At 44.5% G+C, this 14,949-nt stretch carries 13 protein-coding genes; 6 read left to right on the top strand and 7 right to left on the bottom strand.

Annotated elements, in window-relative coordinates:
* Nucleotides 1–92: 92 nt before the first annotated feature.
* Nucleotides 93–1,643 (top strand): 2,3-bisphosphoglycerate-independent phosphoglycerate mutase, encoded by a 1,551-nt coding sequence (gene gpmI / locus N518_RS0104780; protein WP_005022960.1) that lies wholly within the window; start codon nucleotides 93–95, stop codon nucleotides 1,641–1,643.
* A 19-nt stretch (nucleotides 1,644–1,662) separates the two neighbouring features.
* On the top strand, nucleotides 1,663–2,850 hold the full coding sequence (locus tag N518_RS0104785; protein WP_005022963.1) for a S41 family peptidase: 1,188 nt from the start codon (nucleotides 1,663–1,665) through the stop codon (nucleotides 2,848–2,850).
* Here N518_RS0104785 and N518_RS0104790 read toward each other — a convergent pair whose 3' ends face one another.
* The 3 genes from N518_RS0104790 to N518_RS0104800 are packed head-to-tail and all read right to left on the bottom strand — an operon-like array spanning nucleotide 2,851 to nucleotide 6,506.
* Entirely contained in the window at nucleotides 2,851–4,266 is a 1,416-nt protein-coding gene (locus N518_RS0104790; protein ID WP_005022966.1) for a sigma-54-dependent transcriptional regulator, read from the bottom strand.
* Between the two features lie 24 nt (nucleotides 4,267–4,290).
* Nucleotides 4,291–5,856 (bottom strand): sensor histidine kinase, encoded by a 1,566-nt coding sequence (locus N518_RS0104795; protein ID WP_005022968.1) that lies wholly within the window; start codon nucleotides 5,854–5,856, stop codon nucleotides 4,291–4,293.
* A 14-nt stretch (nucleotides 5,857–5,870) separates the two neighbouring features.
* The gene (locus tag N518_RS0104800) at nucleotides 5,871–6,506 is read right to left on the bottom strand and encodes a response regulator (RefSeq protein WP_005017150.1); all 636 of its coding nucleotides are present in this window, start codon (nucleotides 6,504–6,506) and stop codon (nucleotides 5,871–5,873) included.
* A 218-nt stretch (nucleotides 6,507–6,724) separates the two neighbouring features.
* Here N518_RS0104800 and pbpG point away from each other — a divergent pair, with 218 nt between their 5' ends.
* Nucleotides 6,725–7,756 (top strand): D-alanyl-D-alanine endopeptidase PBP7/8, encoded by a 1,032-nt coding sequence (gene pbpG, locus N518_RS0104805; protein WP_005017149.1) that lies wholly within the window; start codon nucleotides 6,725–6,727, stop codon nucleotides 7,754–7,756.
* 87 nt (nucleotides 7,757–7,843) lie between these two features.
* Here pbpG and thrC read toward each other — a convergent pair whose 3' ends face one another.
* The 4 genes from thrC to xerD all read right to left on the bottom strand — a co-directional run bounded on the left by thrC (nucleotide 7,844) and on the right by xerD (nucleotide 12,313).
* The gene (gene thrC, locus N518_RS0104810) at nucleotides 7,844–8,989 is read right to left on the bottom strand and encodes a threonine synthase (RefSeq protein ID WP_005017146.1); all 1,146 of its coding nucleotides are present in this window, start codon (nucleotides 8,987–8,989) and stop codon (nucleotides 7,844–7,846) included.
* Nucleotides 8,990–9,046: 57 nt separating this feature from the next.
* Nucleotides 9,047–10,351, bottom strand: coding sequence for a homoserine dehydrogenase (locus N518_RS0104815; protein WP_005022971.1), 1,305 nt, complete (start codon nucleotides 10,349–10,351; stop codon nucleotides 9,047–9,049).
* 123 nt (nucleotides 10,352–10,474) lie between these two features.
* On the bottom strand, nucleotides 10,475–11,290 hold the full coding sequence (locus tag N518_RS0104820; protein ID WP_005022973.1) for a DsbC family protein: 816 nt from the start codon (nucleotides 11,288–11,290) through the stop codon (nucleotides 10,475–10,477).
* Between the two features lie 102 nt (nucleotides 11,291–11,392).
* Nucleotides 11,393–12,313, bottom strand: coding sequence for a site-specific tyrosine recombinase XerD (gene xerD, locus N518_RS0104825; RefSeq protein WP_005022976.1), 921 nt, complete (start codon nucleotides 12,311–12,313; stop codon nucleotides 11,393–11,395).
* A gap of 164 nt (nucleotides 12,314–12,477) precedes the next feature.
* Here xerD and N518_RS0104830 point away from each other — a divergent pair, with 164 nt between their 5' ends.
* Genes N518_RS0104830 through N518_RS0104840 form a run of 3 tightly spaced genes read left to right on the top strand, consistent with a single transcriptional unit; the run spans nucleotide 12,478 to nucleotide 14,868 of the window.
* A complete protein-coding gene (locus tag N518_RS0104830; RefSeq protein WP_005017133.1) occupies nucleotides 12,478–12,741 on the top strand; it encodes a FeoA family protein in 264 nt (87 codons plus the stop codon).
* Nucleotides 12,738–14,591 carry a ferrous iron transport protein B gene (gene feoB, locus N518_RS0104835; RefSeq protein WP_005022978.1) on the top strand — a complete coding sequence of 618 codons (1,854 nt, stop codon included), beginning with the start codon at nucleotides 12,738–12,740 and terminating at the stop codon, nucleotides 14,589–14,591. The genes N518_RS0104830 and feoB overlap by 4 nt, the downstream gene beginning before the upstream one ends.
* A gap of 19 nt (nucleotides 14,592–14,610) precedes the next feature.
* A complete protein-coding gene (locus N518_RS0104840) occupies nucleotides 14,611–14,868 on the top strand; it encodes a DUF6587 family protein (protein WP_026444027.1) in 258 nt (85 codons plus the stop codon).
* The last annotated feature ends 81 nt before the right edge of the window (nucleotides 14,869–14,949 follow it).

Here is a 14,949-nt window from a genome sequence, read left to right on the forward strand (position 1 = left end):
ATCGTCTAAACTCATCTCGACTACATAGAGTCTTAAGCCAAAATTGGTTAAGATAGCCTGATGAATTTGCAAACAGAAAAGAGTGTAAAAACATGACGGATGCGACAACAGGCAAAATTCCACACGTACTGGTCATCATGGATGGCATAGGTCATCGTGAAGCGGTTAAGGACAATGCCTTTCTTGCGGCAAAAACACCCAATCTGACCGCTATGAAGCAAAAGCATCCGCATGGTCTGATTTCTGGATCTGGAGAGGACGTGGGGCTTCCAGATGGACAAATGGGTAATTCAGAAGTGGGCCATATGAATTTGGGTGCTGGTCGAGTGCTATATCAGGACTTTACTCGTATTACCAAGGAAATCCGTACCGGAGCATTCTTTGAACATGAAGTGCTGGTTGATGCTGTAGAGAAAGCGAAGACAGCTAACGGTGCAGTACACATTATGGGGCTGCTATCCGAAGGCGGAGTGCATTCACATCAGGACCATATTATGGCCATGTGTGAACTGGCGCTTAAACGTGGTGCACAGGTCTATCTGCATGCTTTTCTAGATGGCCGCGACACGCCACCAAAAAGTGCCGAGTCATCTTTGCAGAAGCTGGATGCCTTATTTGCCCAATACCCGGGTCAGGGGCGTATTGCTAGCCTGATTGGCCGCTATTATGCTATGGACCGTGATAACCGCTGGGATCGTTTAGAGCAGGCCTATCGGCTGTTAACTGAAAGTGAAGCACTGCGCGTAGCAATGACTGCAACTGAAGGGCTAGAGCAGGCCTATGCAGCAAATGAGACAGATGAGTTTGTAAAAGCTACTCGTATTGGTGAGCCTGTAAAAATTCAGGATGGCGATGCAGTGGTCTTTATGAACTTCCGTGCAGACCGCGCACGCGAACTGACCCGTGCTTTCGTGGAAAAGAATTTTCAGGGGTTTGAACGGAAGGTTGTGCCAGCATTATCCAAATTTGTGATGCTGACCCGTTATCAGGCCACTATTGATGCACCGGTTGCCTATATGCCGGATGCTCTGGTTAACTCTCTGGGCGAGTACCTGTCCAATCTGGGCAAAACCCAGCTCCGTATTGCCGAAACTGAAAAATATGCTCATGTGACTTTCTTTTTTAGTGGCGGCCGTGAAGAAGAATATCCGGGTGAAAAGCGCATCCTGATACCTTCTCCAAATTTGGCAACTTATGACCTTAAGCCTGAAATGAGTGCCTATGAAGTCACGGATGAACTGGTCAAGGCTATTCATTCAGGTGAATATGATCTGCTGGTAGTAAACTATGCAAATGGTGACATGGTCGGCCATACCGGTATATTTGATGCCGCAGTAAAAGCGGTTGAAGCAGTAGATACTTGTCTTGGTCGGGTCTATGAAGCAGTAATGGCCAAGCATGGACACATGCTGGTAACAGCCGATCATGGTAATGTTGAACAAATGCAAGATTACCAAAGTGGTCAGGTCCATACCCAGCATACCACTGAACTGGTTCCTTTCATCTATGTCGGACCGACCTCTGCAGAGATTATCGAAGGGGGAGTACTTGCCGATGTTGCACCTACTTTGCTAAATCTTATGAAATTACCTGTACCGGCAGAAATGCAGGGACGTAATCTGATTCAGTTAAGTACCTCTTAAACAACGATAGGTGAATCATATGCTCCAGCACTGGAAATACAGGGCAATAATTGCCGGCCTATTAGGGTGTTGGAGTAGTACTATTCTGGCTGCCAATACGGCTAATGATGCATTTGTGCCTGAGTTAAATTCACCAGTGACGCAAGAAGATTTTGCTGAAATTCCGGTTGAGTCCATTCAGCAGTTTGTCGAGATTTATGGAATTGTAAAAGATAACTATGTTTCCGATAAGACTGATGATGAACTGTTCCAACAGGCAATTAGAGGATTGGTCAGTGGGCTGGACCGTTACTCACGCTATCTTTCAGCAGAGGATTACCGTGAACTGATTCAATATACTGAAGGAGATATTGCTTCAATTGATTTTAATTTAAATTATGATGCGCATGATCGCCAGTGGCGGATCCGTGATTTAAAAGATGGCTCGGACTCTTCCAAACTGGGATTACGCAACGGTGTATCCGTCTCGCGTATTGATAACCAGGAACTTAAGAGTCTGAACCATAGCCAGGTCAATAACCTGTTATATGGTACTGTCGGTTCAACGCTAGAAATGCAGCTGGGCAATAACGCCACACCGATCAGTTTGGTCCGTAACAAGAAGATTGAAGCCGATATTGAGCCGATATTGATTCATAACCAGCAGGTTTTGGTACTCAAGGTACATGTATTCCAGCAGGATACTGCTAACCAGATTAAATCACTTATTGAAGAGAACCAGTCACCACGTTTGAAAACAGTCCTGATTGATCTGCGCAATAACCCGGGTGGATTACTCTCGGCTGCGGTTGAGACTGCAGATCTATTCCTGAATCAGGGCGTTATTGTTTCCACCAAAAGTCGTTCAGAAGGCAGCCAGCAGTTTCAGGCTTTACCGGGCAATGAGTTCCAGAACCTGAAAATGGGTATTCTCATCAATAACCGTTCTGCTTCTGCGGCTGAGGTGTTTACAGGAGCTCTAAAAGCTCAGAAACGAGCTTGGGTTATTGGTGAAAAAAGCTATGGTAAAGGTGTAGTCCAGAAGTTATTTCCCTTACCTAATGGTGCAGCACTACAGATGACGGTGTCACATTATTACACTCCAGACGGCAACATGATTGAAGGCCGTGGTATTCAACCGGATCAGCTATTTCCGATGAGCCCAAGTATTAAAGAAGAAACTTATCTGGACAATGTGGCAGAATTACTATTAAAGAAATATCCCTGACTACTCATCATCGGTATCCAGCCCAAATTTTTTAAGTCGATAACGTAAAGAGCGAAAACTCATTCCAAGTTTTTTAGCAGCCAAAGTCCGGTTCCAGTGTGTCTGGTTCAGTGCAGTGAGCAGAACTTCTTTTTCAATATTTTCCAGATATTGCTCCAGGCCTTCGGCAGGAATTTTCCTGTGAGGGCTCAACGGAATGACTTGGTCCGTTAGCGGTTCATGATTAATTTGGCCTGCTACAAAATTTTGGACATTGCGCAAAGGTGCACTTTGTAGTTGGGGTAAATCAATATATTCATTATCACTTAATGTGATCGCACGTTCGATAATATTACGCAGTTCACGCACATTCCCCGGAAAATATTGCTGCATCAGAAATTGCTGGCCGCGCTCGGTCAGAATTTTATTGGGAATATCCCACTCCTTACATACTTCCTGAATAAAATGTTTAGCCAGCAGAAGAATGTCATCTTCACGTTCACGCAGGGGGGGCAGAACAATATCCATGACATGAATCCGAAAGAAGAGATCCTGCCGGAACTTACCTTGCTGTACTAGTATTTCCAGGTCCTGATGACTGGCACTAATTACACGAAAATCCACATCAATTTCCTGATCACTACCAATCGGACGGATTTTCTTTTCCTGTACGGCACGGAGTAATTTAACCTGCATGGCCAGAGGCAGTTCAGCAATTTCATCCAGAAACAAGCTACCGCCATGGGCAGAATAAATTAGTCCCTGTTTGTCCTGACTTGCGCCGGTAAAACTTCCCTTTTTGTGTCCAAACAGCTCACTTTCCATGAGATCGCCTGGAATAGCGCCACAGTTAATAGCAATAAATGGCCCGTCACTGCGGTTACTTAAGCGATGCACCAGATTAGCCACTACTTCCTTGCCTGTACCGGATTCACCAGTAATAAAAACCGGTGCCTGTGAGCGGGCAATTTTTTTCAAGGCAATTTTGAGCTGCTGGATTGGCAAAGAAGTGCCAATCAACATCCGATTTTCCAAAGCATCTTGAACCAGTTGCTGAGCCGATTGAGGCGTATTGAGTGCTTTTTGAACCAGTTGCTGTAGATGGGCCTGATTGACAGGTTTACTGACAAAATCAAAAGCTCCAGCCTTGAGTGCTGAAATAGCAATTTCCATATTGCCATAGGCGGTCAAAACGGCGATCGGTGTACAAGGATAAAGTTGTGAAACATAATGGACTAATTCCAGCCCATTGCCATCTGGCAAATTCAGATCAGTCAGGCAGGCATCATAAGCATGTTGCTGAAAAAGTTTCTTTGCCTGCTCCAGTCCATGTGCAATGTGGGTCCTGATATTGATTTTGGCCAAAGACATTTGCATTAAAGTACAAAGGTCTTCCTCATCATCGACCAATAATATAAGTGCCTGCTGATTTGTCATGATGTTCGAAAAACCTGGTTAATTCTAATAAATAATGGAGCATTCGATTCGAAAACATGCGCCTTGTTGTTGCTTAACATAAGTAAGTTTTGCATGATTAGCCTCACAAAAACTGTGAGATAAATATAATCCTAAACCAGTTCCATTGATTTCGGTACTAAAAAAGGGTTTAAACAATTGTGAAATATCGCGCTCTGCTACGCCTTGACCAAAATCAATGACATCAATCCAGCCGCGTTCTTCTGTGCCATGTACCCGTATAATAATAAAAGACTGCTCTGCTGAATTATGCCTTAATGCATTACGGATCAGATTAATAAGCACTTGACGTAGCTGGAGTTCATCAAAATAAATCCAGATATCCTGCTCAATCTGTAGCTGTACAGCCTGTTTTATATCGATCAGGTCTTCATTTAAAACTTGGGCAAGAAAACCTGATAATCTGATTTTAGCAGGCTCAGTCGGACTGTTACGTGCCATATTCAAGGTATCATGGATAATCTTGTCAATACGTTGTGACTGCCGGTCAATCATGCTAGTGAGCATCTGCAACTGTTCTGGCTGGCTGTCAGCTAATAATTCATTAGCCTGAACAATAGCTGCCAAAGGATTACGAATTTCATGGGCAATACTGGCCGAAAGCTGTCCCAGTGCCATCAGTTTTAATTGTTGTACCTGCTGCTTGATTTTCTGGGCATCCTGCAATATCAACAAGGTTAAAGCTTGATGAGGCACAAGAAGTTTCTGAACCTGTATATCGACACTGTAAGGTGAAAGCTGCGATTCAAACAAGAATCTTTCACCATCTTTTAAGTCACTAAACCGGATAAGCGTATACAGGTCTGGCTGGAGTTTACGTAGAAAATACTTTTCATCAGTAAAAATCGGTGGAATACCTAGTAATGAACAGGCTGCCGGATTATTTAAAATCACCTGCTGCTGCTCATCTAAAACTAAATAGCCTACCTCAATTTGCTCCAAAATAGCCCGGTTAATATTCTGTAGCTGGTTAAGCTCAATAGACTGATAAAAATTCAGATTTTCCAAAAGGCGAAACCGCTGTACAGCAATCTGTCCAATGCCATACATCACAAAAAATAAAAAAGCTAATAAAGCACTATTACTGATACTGTTGAGATGGGAGCTGTTAAAAAAGCTTCCTACTACCTGCTGGTAGATCACACTAATTACAGCAACCAGTGTGATAATTAAAGCAAGCTGCGGCCTGAGTAAAATTGTTGCGGCAAAGACCGTCACCACAAAAAGTAGACTTAAGTGCAGATTGGGTCCACCCAGTGCAAAATTTAGCAGGCTAAAACAGCATACATCTACTATAAACAGTAAAATAAGCTGCTTCGAAATTTCAAAAGGTAGAATTTTATAAAAAATCAGCTGGATACAGCTGATCAGGGCATAACCGACAATACTATAAAAGTACAGGTCAGGATGCTGGTAGTCTTGAGCAACAGTCTCAAGGGTTAGTGCAAAAATAATATTAAGACTAAGTGCTAAAACAAGACGATAAGCACTGTACCACTCTCCCAGACGGTAGATGGTCTGAAGCAGTGAGGCGGGGCGTAGAGGGGCCATCTTTACGCCTATACTTAAGGTTTAATCAAGCCATAGCGGATCGCCAGATGGGTGAGTTTCACGTCACTATCAATATCAAGTTTTTCAAATATACGATAACGGTAAGTATTGACTGTTTTAACACTGACAAAGAGCTTGTCTGCAATTTCCTGAGCACTGATACAGTTCACTACCATCATGGCGACCTGCATTTCCCGTTCAGACAAGGCATCAAAAGGAGACTGCTGTGTATCAGAAAGATAAGAACTGGCCAACTGTTCGGCAATATCAGCACTAAAATACTTGCCTCCTTGCATGACCTTATTAATAGCACGTACCATTTCTGTAATAGGTGCACCTTTAGTGATATAACCTTTGGCACCAGCTTTAAGTAACAAAGACGGGTAAGGTTCCTCAGCTAAACCGCTGACCGCCAGAACCTTGGTTTCAGGGGCAGTCTGTAAAAGACGACGGGTCGTTTCTACTCCGCCAATACCTGGCATGTTCACATCAAGTAAAACTACATTAGGATGAAGCTGCCGGACCAAAGCAATGGCTTCTTCTCCAGACTCTGCTTGCCCGATCACCTGTACATCTGCATGATCTTCTAACATACGACAAATGCCAGTACGTACCAATTCATGGTCATCGACGACTAAAATAGTGATCAACTTGGCTCTCCTTAAACTAAAAAATCATGATTTTTGTTACATAAAGCAAAATTAGCTTGCAATGAAACGACAAAATTAGCAATCCTATCTCTAAAATTGAACGAATAGATATGCACAATTACCTAAGCGATAAAAAGCTACGGGTTTTGTACAAATGTAAGGCATATTTGAGGTAATTAGCAAATCGCGTTTTGCCTCTCCAAGACGAGTATACCGCCGTGAAAAATTCTAAAAAGTCTTTAATGCATGTGCTAAGCATGTCTGTCCTGCTTGGCCTGAGTTCAACGAGCTTTGCAGAACTCATTGTGAACTCCTCTCCGGGAGGCAGTAACTCTGCATCACTTAACTGGTCATCAGAAGATGTCAGCCAGTTTATGAATGCTGATGAACCATCCCCACAAGGTTCTACCAGCGTTACTACCACTATTCGTCAGCAAAATAGTCCAGCAGCCACTCTGAAACCTAAAACGGTTCAGATTATTAACTCAACCTCGTATGTGAACCAACCTTCAGTGAATGCCCGTGCAGCACTGGTCATGGATGCACAAACAGGTGAGGTGTTGTTCAGTAAAAACACCAACACAGCATTACCGATTGCATCAATCACTAAATTGATGACTGCCGTAGTGACTTCTGATGCACGTCTAAATATGTCAGAAGAAATTACTTTGCAACCTATTGATTTTATTGGTCCTAAAAAAGCCAGTTCTACTCTGCGTGCCGGTGACAAAATGAACCGTGCAGAAGTTCTGCTTTTTGCTTTAATGAAGTCTGAAAACCCGGCAGCGGCGGCTCTCGCACGGACCTATCCAGGCGGAAAACCGGCATTTGTAGCAGCAATGAATGCCAAGGCACGCGAGCTTGGCATGCATAGTGCCAAGTTTTATGAATCTACGGGTCTGGATGCACGTAATGTCGCATCTGCCCGTGACTTGGGTATTCTGGTAAGTGCTGCTTCTCAGTACGGCCTGATCCGCCAGTTTTCAACAACACCCACCTATGATTTTAATCTAGGCTACCGTGTGCTTAAATCGAATAATACCAATGCACTGGTACGTAACGGGGGCTGGAATATTAACCTGTCTAAAACCGGATTTATTAATGAAGCAGGCCGCTGTGTAGTTATGCATGCAACTGTAAATCAGCGTCCGGCTATTGTGGTGCTATTAGGTGCGTCAGATACCCAGTCTCGTAATAATGATGCAACCCGTTTATTTAGCTGGCTTAATCAGCTTCCTAAGAATATTTAACCCAAACCTCACGAGCTGATGATAGAATTTAGCTCTTAAGCATATAAAAAGCCCTGTAGAAACAGGGCTTTTTATATTCAGACCAGATTATTTTTCCATATTGGAGAGAATAGAGGTCTTAACATCATTCATTGTGGCGTCAATCGTCAGCATGACCGCATCAGCACATTGCTTGATTGCTGTATCTGGATCTTTCAAACCGTTTCCTGTGACTGTGCAGACAATAACTGAACCTTCAGCAATTTTACCCGCCTTAATATCACGGATCGCACCGCCAATTGAAGCGGCTGAAGCAGGTTCTACAAATACACCTTCATACATCGATAACATACGCTGTGCGTCTAGAATTTCGCTATCTTGCAGTTCATCAAACCAGCCTTCAGAATCACGTACAACTGCTTTAGCATGGTTCCAGCTTTGTGGATTACCAATGCGGATGGCTGTAGCCACAGTCTCTGGCGCAGCTACGGGAGCACCACGCAGGAAAGGAGCAGCACCTGAAGCCTGATAACCCACCATAACAGGTAGGCCTTCAGGCTTAGGTCCAGTAAAGGTATCTGTTACGGCATCATAAATCACTTGCTCGAACTGGTCAGCAGGCTGATTGGCAACAGCTTCAGTATAGCCCATCCAGTGCGCAGTAATATTTCCGGCATTACCTACAGGCAGGCAGTGATAATCCGGTGCGCGGCCAAGAGCTTCTACAATTTCATAAGCAATCGTTTTCTGGCCCTGTAAGCGGAATGGATTAATTGAGTTAACAATAGTTACTGGTGCCTGATCGGCAACTTCTTTCACCAGACGCATACCATCATCAAAATTACCACGGATTTGCATAGTGATTGCACCATACATCATAGCCTGAGCCATTTTACCCATCGCAATTTTGCCTTCAGGAATCAAAACAAAAGCTTTGATACCGGCACGTGCTGCATAAGCAGCCGCAGCTGCCGAAGTATTGCCTGTAGATGCACAGATAATTGCTTTAGAGCCTTCCTCAACCGCTTTGGTTACTGCCATGGTCATGCCACGGTCTTTAAATGAACCAGTCGGATTAAGACCTTCATACTTCACATAAATTTCAACATCTTTACCAATAATACGTGGAATATTCTCAAGCTTGATCAGCGGCGTATTACCTTCGCCCAGAGAAATAGCACGAGTCGTTGCTGAAACGGGCAAACGGTCACGATAACGGTCTACAAGACCGGTATAACGGTTGGCATTAGACATGATGATGTTCCAAATATGAGGTAGAGCTGGTGAGAGGGTTAAACCCTCTCCACCTGATTAACTATCAAGCGATTCTAAACGAATTCGCACGATTTCGCCACGAACGGCAGATAAAGCCTGAATTTTTGCAAGAGCTTCATCCATTTTTGATTCTACAATCGGATCAGTCATGATGACGATTGGAATAATATCTTTAAGGCGCGGTTGCTGCATGATGGCATCGATACTAATACCGTCACGACTTAATATGGTGGTAATATCGGCCAGAACACCAGTCTGGTCTTCAGCATCAACACGGATATAATAGCCTGTAGTCATTTCTTCGCGGCTCAGGATTGGCAGGTCAGTCAATGCCTCAAAAGCCAGCTGCGGAATAGTACCTGCACCATCTTCGGTATAGGAAATGTCCCGCACGATATCAACTACATCAGCCACTACTGCAGAGGCTGTTGGTCCGGCGCCGGCACCGGCACCATAGTACAGGGTAGGGCCAACAGCATTGGCCTGAACCAGTACAGCGTTTTTCACACCATTTACATTTGCAATAAGCTGTTCCTGAGGAATCAGGGTTGGATGTACCCGTAACTCGATACCAGCACTGGTACGACGGGCAATACCCAGATGTTTGATACGGAAACCTAGTTCTTCAGCATATTTGACATCTTGAGCAGTAATCTTGCTGATACCTTCGGTATACACCTTATCAAACTGCAGTGGGATACCGAATGCAATTGAGGCCAGTAACGTCAGCTTGTGTGCAGCATCGATCCCTTCGACATCAAAGGTCGGGTCAGCTTCTGCATAGCCCAGATCCTGTGCTTCTTTCAGTACATCAGCAAAAGCACGGCCTTTTTCACGCATTTCGGTCAGGATAAAGTTACCTGTACCGTTGATGATGCCAGCCAGCCAGTCAATACGGTTAGCAGCTAAACCTTCACGAATTACCTTAATAATCGGAATGCCGCCCGCAACCGCAGCTTCATAAGCGATCTGTACTGCATGATCATCGGCTGCCTTGAACAGTTCATTACCATGTTCGGCCAGCAGCGCCTTATTGGCAGTAACCACCTGTTTGCCATGTTTAATGGCTTCCATGATGACTTCATAGGCCGGATGAATGCCGCCCATAAGCTCTACCACTACATCAACATCAGGCTGACGTACAATTTCAAGCAGATCAGCGCTTTGCTTGACTGTAGCCGGTAAATCCAGGTCAGGACGTGGACGGCGGGTACCGACGTGGGTGATTTGAATTTCTCGACCGGTGCGACGTTTAATCTCAGCAGCGTTTTGTTCTAATAGTTTAAGGGCTCCACCACCCACGGTCCCAAGACCGAGTATCGCCAGACGAACTGGTTTCACGTCACACTCCATACATCATTAAAAACTTGAATAGGCCTAGATCATAGCTAAAAAAACCGCCAGACTCTAGGGTGAAGATTGATTATCTTCACCTATAAAAAATATTTAGGTTTTATATAAAAATTAATTATTTAAGCGTTTTAACAGTTCGTCTGGTGCAAGGTAGCCTCCTAGGTATTCACCCTCACTATTATAAATCGCTGGTGTTCCATTAACTCCCATACGGTGGCCCAATTCATACTGTGCACGAACTGGAGTTTTACAGGTTGCAGCAGGAAGCTGTACTCCCTGAATAGCCTGCTCAAATGCAGCAGCGCGGTCTTTACTGCACCAGATACTTTCCATCGCAGGGAAAAGCTGATCTCCACGTGGCCAGGCAATATAACGTACTTCGATGCCCTTGGCGGTGATTTCATCCATATGCGCATGCAGTTTCTGGCAGTATGGACAGCTAACATCGGTAAATACGTAAATTATGTGCTGGGTTTTATTTTTAGCTGGGTAAACGATCAGATCTTCAGTTTTCAGTTCCTGTAGATAGCGTTTATTCTCAACTGATTGCAGGTTTTCACTCACACTATGCAACTCCTTGTCCCCTAGACGGATCACATCACCTTGAATCAGATATTTACCATCACTGGTGGCATAAACTGACGGCATTCCCTCGAGTGAAACCCAGTACAGGTTTGGCACTTCTGTTGCCTTGACATCAACCACTTTGGCATTAATGTTGGCCTTCTTGAAATGCTGTTGCAGTGTCTTGATCAGACGTTGCTGGGCATTACGCTCGGATAGGTTGGATGCTTCACCTGTTGCAGGAGCAGTTGCAGTTAAGGTATTGGTATTGCCTTGGTTATTCTTGTCATTAGAACAGGCGCCTAGCAGGAGAGTAATACTCATGGCACACGCCATAAAAATTTTCGAACGGGTAAATAACATAGACAACCCTTATTTTAAACATTGTGTTATTTGAAGATGTTTAGCATAACAAAAATATGGGGCGTGAGTTCAATCTTCATGTGCTGTTTTACCAGCTTATTCTCAAGCCCTAGGATGATGAGCTGCATGCAATTGCTGCATACGGATCTGAGCTACATGAGTATAAATCTGGGTAGTGGATAAATCACTATGGCCCAGCAACATCTGCACTACACGAAGATCAGCACCATGATTAAGTAAATGTGTGGCAAAAGCATGTCTTAATGTATGTGGGGAGAGCTCTGCCTGTATACCGGCCTGAAGAGCATAACGCTTGATGGCATACCAGAAATTTTGCCGGCTCATAATCCCGCCATGCTGAGTTAAAAACAGATAGTCTGTGGCACTTTTATAGAGTTGTGGCCGTGCTTCATTGAGATATTTCTCGACCCATTCAATGGCAACCTGTCCCAAAGGGACTAAACGTTCTTTGTTGCCTTTACCGGTAATACGTAAATAGCCCTGTTTCAGATTAATCAGCTCCAGCCTTAAATTTAACAGTTCAGTGACCCGCAGTCCGCAGGCATATAGAACTTCCAGCATAGCCCGGTCCCGCAGTCCTAGTGGAGTATTGATGTCAGGAGCATGCAGCAGGTGTTCAACATCGAGTTCAGACAGATCTTTAGGAAGCGCATGGCCAAGCTTAGGCGTTTTGTGTGTGGCAACCGGATTATCGCTTCGTAATTGCTGTTCACGCATAAATTTGAAAAATGAACGTAAGGCTGACAGTGTCCGTGCAATTGAACGGGGACTTTTGCCCTGTTTAGTGAGTTCAAACAGAACATCAGCAATATCTTCACTGTTCCAGAGCGGTAGCGGAGTAGAGGGACAATATTCACTACACTGGATCAGATCGGATAAATAAGCATTCCGGGTATGCGGACTAACAGTCTGTGCAATTAAAAAATCACGAAAACCCTGTAAAAAACTTAAATGTTCCGGAATCTGCACCGGAGAGGGGATACGTGGTTTTTTATTGAGCATTTAATCTGTTCCAATCCATCTCTTCATTACTGGTCAAACTGTAGTTTAAAACAGGGTGATTGTCGATTTGTGCAGAAAAATAGAATTGAAATCGATCCCTATTTGTTAATTATTCTCATTTGTTTGTTATACTGGCCGGGCAAAAAATATTAGGATTAGATGCGGTGCGTTTATCAGAGCTAAAAGTTAAGCAAACTGCCATCATTACCAAGGTCAACCGGACTTTGGATGGCACTTCAGAGCAGTCTGACCTTGTAGCAAGCCGATTGGAAACCTTGGGCTTTGTTCCGGGAACTCAGGTTCAGGTCATTACTAAAGGGCTATTCGGTGGTGATCCAATCCTGATCCAGATTGGTTTTACCCGTTTTGCCCTGCGTAGAGCCGAAGCAGAGAAAATTGAAATCAGTAAAGAAGGAACACCTGCATGAGTGAGCCCTTACGTGTTGCCCTTGTGGGAAATCCTAACTGCGGAAAAACTTCTTTATTTAATCATTTGACCGGTACCCGCCAGAAAGTAGCTAATTATGCCGGGGTAACGGTTGAACGGAAAACCGGGTTTTTCGAGCTGCCTTCGGGTCAGCAGGTGCGTGTACTGGATTTACCTGGAACCTACAGTTTAAATGCTACCAGTCCGGATGAGGCCATTACCCGCGATGTAGTGCAAGGCAAAATTATCGAAGAAGGCCAGCAGGATGTATTTCTGTGTGTGGTGGATGCAACCAATTTGAAACTGCATTTAGGGCTGGTCATGGAAATGATCGAGCTTGGCCGTCCGATTCTGCTGGTTCTGAACATGATGGATGAAGCACGTCGTCGCGGCATGCAGATCAACACACAAAAGCTCTCTGAACGCCTGGGTGTAAATGTGGTTGAAACTGTGGCTGTACGTAATGCCGGGGTTGAAAGCCTGATCAATTCACTGGATCAGCGCAAGTTTGATGTGCCACATACCGAACTCAGCGGCTTATCAGGCAGTACTCATCAAAAGATCACCCATATTTTAAAAGATGTGGTGAACTATATTGATGAGGAAGATAAACGTACCGACTTTTTTGACAAGATCTTCTTGCATCCAGTCTTGGGGCTGCTGAGTCTTGCCTTGATGATGTTTGTGATTTTTCAGGCGGTTTTTGCCTGGGCTGCGCCCTTTATGGACGGGATCGAAACTTTCTTTGGCTGGCTGGGTGAAACTATCAGTCCTTATATTTCGCAGCCACTTCTCAACAGTTTGGTGGTTGACGGTATTATTGCCGGCGCAGGCGGGGTTGTGGTGTTCTTGCCACAGATTCTGATTCTGTTTTTCTTTATTTTAGTACTGGAAGAGTCTGGATATTTACCTAGAGCAGCATTTTTGCTAGATAAACTGATGTTCAAGGCAGGACTGAGTGGTCGGGCATTTATTCCTTTACTGTCCAGTTTCGCCTGTGCAGTTCCCGGTATCATGGCAACCCGCAGTATTAGTGATCCACGTGACCGTTTAACCACTATTCTGGTGGCGCCACTGATGACCTGCTCGGCGCGACTGCCAGTTTATGCATTATTAATTGCTGCCTTTATTCCGGAGCAGACAGTCTGGGGCTTTATGAATTTGCAGGGCCTGGTCCTGTTTGCTTTATATATGGCTGGTATTGTTAGTGCACTCTTGGTGGCGACCATCATGAAGTTCTTCTATAAAGATAAATCTCAGCATACCTTGCTAATGGAATTACCAAGTTACCGCTTTCCGGATATTAAAAATATCTGGATTGGCTTGCTGGACCGTGGCAAGATTTTCTTGAAACGCGTGGGCGGCATTATCTTTGCACTGTCGGTTCTGCTCTGGTTTCTCTGTACATTTCCGCAGCCACCAGCAGGCGCGACTATGCCAGATATTGACTATAGTTTTGCCGGGATGCTTGGCCACTTGATGCAGCCAATCTTTGCCCCACTTGGCTTTAACTGGCAGATTTGTATTGCCCTGATTCCGGCCATGGCTGCGCGTGAAGTAGTGGTTGCAGCTCTTGGAACCGTTTATGCCCTGTCTGCAACTGATGAAGATGCGGTATCACAGGGACTTTCACAGCTGATCAGTGCAGATGGTAGTGGCTGGTCACTGGCCACCGGTCTGTCTCTTCTGGTATGGTTTATTTATGCCCCGCACTGCCTGGCAACACTGGCAACAGTACGCCGTGAAACCGGTTCATGGAAAACAGTGGCCTTTATGACCACATATCTGTTTGGTCTGGCATATTTTATGTCATTCCTGACCTATCAAATTGCTTCACATTATTTTGCTTAAGTGAAGAGAGGAGGTTGAGATGGTTGAAATGATTATAGTCGCGCTGGTAGTGATCTGGAGCGCAGTGGTTGTCTTCAAAAAGGTCTTCCCAAAAACTGCCAATTCGGTCTTCCTCAGCCTTTCTCGTTTCTGTGAGCAGAAACAGTGGCATACACTGGCAAAATGGTTAAAACCAAAGTCGACCAGTAGTGGCTGTGGAGGAAGCTGTGGTTGTGAGGCCAAACCAGATATGAAACAGATAAAAAATGATGAGGTAAAGCCTGTAAAATGGCACTAATCTTTAAATAACAATAACTGAAACTATAAAAAGCCGTCCAAGATGACGGCTTTTTTACGCGCTGACACAAAAAAAATGAGG

Origin of the sequence: Acinetobacter sp. UNC436CL71CviS28 (assembly GCF_000620525.1) — a bacterium.
Classification (GTDB): domain Bacteria; phylum Pseudomonadota; class Gammaproteobacteria; order Pseudomonadales; family Moraxellaceae; genus Acinetobacter; species Acinetobacter radioresistens.

Coding starts and splice junctions, on each gene's coding strand:
- gpmI (WP_005022960.1), top strand. CDS start 93: ATGACGGATGCGACAACAGGCAAAATTCCACACGTACTGGTCATCATG.
- N518_RS0104785 (WP_005022963.1), top strand. CDS start 1,663: ATGCTCCAGCACTGGAAATACAGGGCAATAATTGCCGGCCTATTAGGG.
- N518_RS0104790 (WP_005022966.1), bottom strand. CDS start 4,266: ATGACAAATCAGCAGGCACTTATATTATTGGTCGATGATGAGGAAGAC.
- N518_RS0104795 (WP_005022968.1), bottom strand. CDS start 5,856: ATGGCCCCTCTACGCCCCGCCTCACTGCTTCAGACCATCTACCGTCTG.
- thrC (WP_005017146.1), bottom strand. CDS start 8,989: ATGTCTAATGCCAACCGTTATACCGGTCTTGTAGACCGTTATCGTGAC.
- N518_RS0104820 (WP_005022973.1), bottom strand. CDS start 11,290: ATGTTATTTACCCGTTCGAAAATTTTTATGGCGTGTGCCATGAGTATT.
- xerD (WP_005022976.1), bottom strand. CDS start 12,313: ATGCTCAATAAAAAACCACGTATCCCCTCTCCGGTGCAGATTCCGGAA.
- feoB (WP_005022978.1), top strand. CDS start 12,738: ATGAGTGAGCCCTTACGTGTTGCCCTTGTGGGAAATCCTAACTGCGGA.
- N518_RS0104840 (WP_026444027.1), top strand. CDS start 14,611: ATGGTTGAAATGATTATAGTCGCGCTGGTAGTGATCTGGAGCGCAGTG.